This window comes from Thiolapillus sp. (assembly GCF_048562965.1).
Classification (GTDB): domain Bacteria; phylum Pseudomonadota; class Gammaproteobacteria; order Chromatiales; family Chromatiaceae; genus Thiolapillus; species Thiolapillus brandeum_A.
Genome location: NZ_JBHNMF010001106.1, coordinates 1 through 883, shown reverse-complemented (window position 1 = coordinate 883; position 883 = coordinate 1). Strand labels below are relative to the sequence as shown.

Annotated in this window: 1 protein-coding gene; it reads right to left on the bottom strand. The window is 52.2% G+C overall.

Annotated features, from left to right (window positions below; all coding sequences use genetic code 11):
* Nucleotides 1–446: hypothetical protein (locus ACOCD2_RS22615; RefSeq protein WP_419626185.1), on the bottom strand; the 446-nt coding region annotated here is incomplete at its 3' end.
* Nucleotides 447–883 lie beyond the last annotated feature (437 nt).

Sequence of the window (883 nt, the reverse complement as noted above, 5' to 3'; positions counted from 1 at the left end):
TCCTTGAGGTTGACCAGTTGATAGTGCAGTGGCGTGCCGTCCTCCCGCTCGAAGGTATTGGGGTGGCGCAGGGTCTCGGCGCAGGCGAAGGTGTCGGGGCTGATAATGCCCTCCAGCAGGCAGGTAAATTCGGCATCGGTGAGGTTGACGCGGTTGAGCGCTTCGAATTTTTCGCGGAAGTTCTGCTCCAGCGCCTCACGGTCGCGGATATCCGGGCGGTAGGTGTATTTGAGGTCTTGCAGTTTGGTGAGCAGGCGTTGTTCGATGTCGTTTTCTTTTGTCATTCTCTCACCTGAAATACCCTTTCCTTTTTCGCTGTCGCCAGCATCCAGACCAAGACAAACGCGGGGCCTGTTTTCCTGCCGAATGAACCACAGGATGTTGAAAAACGTCCGGATTTCCGCAAAATCCGCGGCCCATGCCTGTTGAGTAGGCAGGGAAAGCATCATCTCATGTCCGGGTACTCGAAGGCCAGATCCTGTTGAGGGTCCGGTTTTCGCTGCACCGATGCCCAGAGACCGTTCAGTGGATCCAGGTGTTAATGGCCATTTATTCTGCCCCCCCTACGGCCAACAATTTTGGCCCACCCCAAGGAGAAGTGGACCCCAATTATTGGGCAGCAAGATAAGTGCTTTCCCGGTTCAGATCACCTTTCTGGCAGTCGCCTCATAATACACGTTATCTGGCGTCCGCCGGTCAAGGCGCTGATGCCGTCTTTCTGTATTGTAGAAGGTGAAGTAGATATCGAGTGAAGTCCTTGCTTCTTTTTGTTTTTCTCCATTTTTTCTTGCGCATAGCACCATAACGGTGCTATGATGAGCCGTCATTTAAAGAAACAGGGGAACAAGTCGGCCAGGGTAAAAAAATATGAAAGATAACAATC